Here is a 5,408-nt window from a genome sequence, read left to right on the forward strand (position 1 = left end):
GACGATTCGGCTTCTCTTGATGTTGTTCGTGTTGTTATTCATAAAGTACCTCCCTAAAAAGTGAGAAAAGATTTTGTTGTGGCCCAAGAGCCAAGTGACACGTAACCCTACTCAATCATTTATAAACTACAGAAATATAAAATTCAATAGAAAAATTAAAAAAATGTAACCTGTTAAAATTATACAATTATTTATTGTGATATTCTTGTATCCACTTTTCGGCGTTTTTTTCAAAATCCACCCAATCAAAAAGCGTTGCCATAACGGCATCGCTTACATTCTCCGTGCGCAGGTCTTTTATTAGGAATTGGAAACGCAATATGTGTGGAGGACGTAGCCCAAGCGAAGGCGCGGGGGCCACCTTTATTTGTTGAGCTAAGGGTAGAATACTTCCAATATGTATTAATATCTTCGCTGGTAACGTATCTTTGGACGGTTACATTGAGGACGAGCACGGCAACATCGATGGGACCATCTCCGATGACGAGGTGTTTGCGTTCTGGACGGACTTCGAGCGGCCAATTGGCACCTACTTATGCGGAAGTCGAATCTACGAGTCGATGGTGTACTGGGAGACAGCGAGCATTGCCGGACAACTTCCGCATGCGGCTCGAGCTGCTTGGTGAGCGCCGCTTCCGAAGCGGCGCTGTTCATCTTCACTACCGTATGATCGTCTGACCGCTACGCTAGGGTGAAATTCAGGAGATACGCTTTGGGGCTTACTATTATCAAGTGAAATTACGGAAGCCGCTGTGCCAATATTAGTAATTCATCGTCAAGCAAGCACATTTTCATGTTTGAGTTTAATTGATATTTGGCATCATGAAAAATTTCTAGGCTCGCTACGTCTTTAATGTCCTCGTGTAGAGCAATGTCTCGTTTCATATTCTTCTAATTTTTTTAGGAATGAGCTGATTCTCCGCTCACTTTCAAGTGCCCACTGTAACCGACTTTCTGTAAACGGAATTCTCTTGAAGGGGGAAAGCACTAAATAAGTCGTAAACGGAAATCGTAACCAGACACGAATAAGTTCATAATCCATTTTTTTAGGTCGCTACCTTGCGGTAACCATCCAAAATTGCTTTTGCGATCGAAAAATCCCAACGGTAATCTTTGCTGGAATTATAAATAACCCGATATAAGTCATAAGCGCGAAGATCGACATGCAAGGTTTCGAAATCAATAAGGTACGTCCCTTTATCAATCATAATAAAATTACTCGGCCCACCATCCCCATGACACAAGACTCCGTATTGTCGGGGACTTTGTCGGTAAACCTCATATCTGCTGCTTCGCAGCAATGCTTTTGCTTGATTTGCATAACGCAGAATCTCTGGTCCATGCCGTTGGATAAATCGACTAATAGGCACACTAAAGCTATTTGTTTTTGCTTTTGAAATCTTATTTTGAATATATCGTTGCCGTTTATCCAGTTTGGAATACCATGTCCCGATCTCGCTTTGGGAAATTTCTCCCTTAAGCGCGGTTTGCCCTGCTTTATGAAACCTGGCTAATGCGATGCCACATGACCGCATATCCGCAAGTGAACGCGGAGAAGGTTCTCTCCCGTAAATCCAAGGCGTCAGTACGAAGAGCTCCCCCTTCTGAGAGATTGCATGAGGTTTTCGACCTTCCGGGGTTTGGGGATTACGCCAAGCAAGGAGTGGACCGTTACGCTGGACGTGCATTAACATTCGATCAATCCATCGTAACCGCGCAATCTGTTTAGGCATACGCTTCAAGCTGTATTTTCGCCCGTCCGCAGTCACAATTTGATATATTCCTTCACGGATACGTTTTTGTGCACTTGCCTTGATCCCAAACTGTTTCACTATCTTTTTAACATGGGTTGTAGAGTATTCACTCATGCTATGTCTTCCCCCGCTTCAATTCCGAAAATATTGAAAGGTATTTCCTGGCTATTACAGGCCATTTGTACTGGGCTGCAGTAGTACGGGCATGGATTGTTCGCTTTCTTGATTGTTCTGGGTTATTCCAAAATTCCTTGATGGCTCGGGCAATATGGGCGGTATCAACTGAATGAATGATTTTGGCGTTTTGGGGGGTTACAAATTCCTTCATGCCCCCAGATGTTGTAGAAATAAGCGGAACGCCGTTTGCCATAGCTTCCAGTGCGACCAAGCAGAACGATTCCTTTTTACTAGGATTAATTACGGCTCCATAAGAACCGTACATCCGTTGAACTGTTTTGTGTGGGGTTTTTTCGGCCCAACGAATTCGCTTCTCGACCCCAGCTTGTTTTGCCAAGGAGCGCAGCTTGTTCCTATAACTCGCTTTACCGCTTCCAACAATAGTTAAATGGATTTTGCTATTTTCCTGGGCTAAAAGGCCAACAGCTTTAATTAAGGGCTCAACTCCTTTTGATGGAATCAATCTTCCTACATAAAGCAATTTATGCGAAAAGCCTATTGTTGAACCCTTCGTGACAGGAACAACGCCGTGGGGGATAACGATCATCTTATTTCCGTCAATTCGAGGATAAAGCCTCCTTGTTACTTTGGCCTGCCAGCGGCTCGGTACAATAATTCGATTTGCAGCGCGTATCAGTGTGGTCTGTTGTTTACCAGGAAGCGAAGAAATGCCTTGTGATGCCAATGAATGACAGGTGTAGACGATAGGGAGATCAAATCGCTCTCCTGCTGCCTTGGCAGTATACGCAAATTCCGTACTATGCACATGAATTATATCAGGCTTGCCTCCCCCCTTAGCGAATGCGCTCTTTATGATGACTTCGGCTATAAATGAATGCTTGGCTCGATTAAAATACTTTGAATTTTTGGGAAATCTGAGAATGCGCAAATTGCCATAAGTATTTGATGTCGTTAATCGATCCGAATTCCCGGGGCACAGAACCGTTACTTTTGCACCAAGTTTGCTCAACATTCTCGTGAGCTGGGTAGCGACGATCCCTAGTCCTCCTACAATTTCAGGTTCAAACTCATTTGTCATGACCCATATTTTTAGTTTACTCTCGTCCCCCATTTTCCCCCTCCTAAGCGATGAGTTCTAAATACATATTATGTTGCCCGATCATTTTGGTTAGTTAATAAATGTGTATGCATGGGCCTAAGACTGATCTGGATTCCTTCATTTTTCAGATCATAATTTGCAATAAAAAACCGTGATTTTCTTTGGAGTCGCTTCAATATATCCTTAAGTCCAATAAAAAAAGCCACAATATCAGCGGCTTAAACATCTTCAGAAGCCCTAACGCGGTAGTGATGGATTCCCCGATAGACTTCATTGTATTTAGGAATCGTGACCCTATTTGCACCCTCATTCATGATCAAGATTTCATCAGACCAGCTTCACGTAAGAAGTGCTGTACCACTTGCATCTGATATTCAATCCTTGTATTCATTTTAAGGCTCCAGCATGTTTCGACTGTTACCGCATTGGCATAAATTCGCTCTGCCGCAGCTGTACGAGAAGAGCCTTTAAGTTTGTGCAGCCGAATGTGAAACCGGTGGGAAGGACGAGTAACAATCCCGTTTATCTGTTTGATAATCTTCCGGACAATGGGAATAGAAGCGTTTCCTGGGTTCGTGATTAACGTCTGACCTAGTACATCTTTGCTTTTTGATGATAAACCATTTGCTTCATGAAGATCCAGATACCAGGCTGGTTTATATTTTTGCATAATACTAAACAAAGCGCGGGACATCTCCTGTGTTGCTTTTCGGTTCTGCCCGCGTGGAAATGTACGGTTCAGGTCCGGCGTGCCCCGGACTCTTTTCTTGAAAGCAGGTTGGTTTGCAACAGGGACTACAATCAGACTCCCACTAATGATTGTCAACTCCTGATTTCTCAGCTGCTTGACCAATTTCTGTGCTGCGCGAATACTACCCACTTCCTTGCCGTGGATGCCAGCCACAATCATAACTGTCGGACCAGGGAGTTCCCCATGGAACAGGTGAAGCCATGTTTCAAATGGTGTGCCTTTGGCGAGCTTTTGTCTTTCTGTCAGCATAAGATTCACCACCCCTATTGCATTTTGGAAAAGTACAGGCTGGAAGGTTTCAGCAAATATTTCGGTCCTCTGCAAGCTACTCATTACGCATAAAGCTCCCAATTAAACAACAAAAATATGTCATTAAAAGGCTGCACTTGAAATTCCAATGGTCGTTAATGGGGTACACATTGGATTGGCAGCTTTTTAATAGAGATTTAAAAATAATATTAAAAGGTGATATTACTATATATAAATTCAAACTGCTTTGATTGTGCCTTTCACTAGGTTCATAATATTTTGGGGAGTTGAATCTACTCCTACCCTGACTTATTTCAGTACCTTCTCTTCTTAGGTTCATGAAAAGGGCACTAGTCCGAAGCCATCATCACTCAAGTGACATATTCTAATTAAGATTATTAACTCGGGAAAAGGATAAGATTCGGTAGTTAGGGGGGAGTGAGAATGAATATTTTAATGTTGGTATCACGGCTGAATATTGGGGGAACAGAAAAACATATTCTTTCTTTATCCCGATATTTACTAACTCGTGGAATCCGGGTTGCTGTTGCAGCTAAAGGAGGACCTCTTACTGACTCATTTAAAAAAGCGGGGATTTCGCTTCATATACTGCCAACTGGGAAGAAATCCGAAAAGGTATCCTTTTTGTCTTCGATCATTGTTAAAGGAAGATACAATCTAATCCACGCTCATGACTCCAACTCATTTAAACTCGCAGCAGCCTTATCCAAAAAACAAAACATTCCTTTGATCGTTACCGTACATGGCACTTATCATCGCCAGGATGCCTTATTAGCTGCGGCAAGAATGTCAAAACGTGTGATTGCGGTTTCACCCAAGCTCCCCAAGTGGTTGGCAAATCATAAAATTCCTATGTACAAGATCAGGATGATCCCTAATGGGATTGAAACAGCAACGTTCCGTCCTATATTGAATAAAAATTACTCGAGAAAGGCTCTTCATTTACCATCAACTGCCCAAATTCTTGTGTACGCTGGAAGATTCTCATCTGATAAATATCCCATAGCTAGAAAAGTGATCCAAGCAGCAGAACGAATTGCTAAAAATAATAGTCAGTTTATAGCTGTTTTAGTTGGTCCCGGATCCCGCCGCACTGATTTGAATCAGCTTGCAGCTAAAGCCAATCATCGTCTTGGTCGAACAGCTGTCATCATTCGTCCCCCAATGTCTAGTATCCAACTTGCTTACTTTGCCGCAGATGTCGTAATAGGAACGGGGCGTGTTGCACTTGAAGCTTTGGCTTGTGCAAAACCCGTTATTTCTGCAGGTGTTGCAGGATACTGTGGTATTGTTCAGCAAAAATACATGAATAAGTTGATTCAATGTCACTTCGGCGATCATGGAGCAGTTGCACCTATCTTAACCAAAAAGCTACTCATCTGATATAAACAGTTTG

5 protein-coding genes are annotated in these 5,408 nt (G+C 42.8%); 2 read left to right on the forward strand and 3 right to left on the reverse strand.

What is annotated here, in order from left to right:
- Positions 1-428: 428 nt before the first annotated feature.
- Positions 429-626: a hypothetical protein gene (locus CPT76_RS35405; RefSeq protein WP_200633417.1), complete on the forward strand. Its 198-nt coding sequence runs from the start codon at positions 429-431 to the stop codon at positions 624-626.
- Positions 627-1,046: 420 nt separating this feature from the next.
- On the opposite strand, the gene CPT76_RS35410 is transcribed toward CPT76_RS35405, so the two are convergent.
- From CPT76_RS35410 to CPT76_RS35420, 3 genes are all read right to left on the reverse strand, one after another.
- A complete protein-coding gene (locus tag CPT76_RS35410; RefSeq protein WP_258169107.1) occupies positions 1,047-1,868 on the reverse strand; it encodes a phosphotransferase in 822 nt (273 codons plus the stop codon).
- 1 nt (position 1,869) lies between these two features.
- On the reverse strand, positions 1,870-3,003 hold the full coding sequence (locus CPT76_RS35415; RefSeq protein ID WP_105446215.1) for a glycosyltransferase family 4 protein: 1,134 nt from the start codon (positions 3,001-3,003) through the stop codon (positions 1,870-1,872).
- Between the two features lie 304 nt (positions 3,004-3,307).
- On the reverse strand, positions 3,308-4,075 hold the full coding sequence (locus CPT76_RS35420; protein ID WP_258169108.1) for a succinylglutamate desuccinylase/aspartoacylase family protein: 768 nt from the start codon (positions 4,073-4,075) through the stop codon (positions 3,308-3,310).
- A gap of 360 nt (positions 4,076-4,435) precedes the next feature.
- On the opposite strand from CPT76_RS35420, the gene CPT76_RS35425 reads away from it, so the two are divergent.
- Positions 4,436-5,395 (forward strand): glycosyltransferase, encoded by a 960-nt coding sequence (locus CPT76_RS35425; protein ID WP_105446216.1) that lies wholly within the window; start codon positions 4,436-4,438, stop codon positions 5,393-5,395.
- Positions 5,396-5,408: the final 13 nt, after the last annotated feature.

Source organism: Paenibacillus sp. AR247 (assembly GCF_002968895.1).
In the GTDB taxonomy this organism is placed as follows: domain Bacteria; phylum Bacillota; class Bacilli; order Paenibacillales; family Paenibacillaceae; genus Paenibacillus_AQ; species Paenibacillus_AQ favisporus.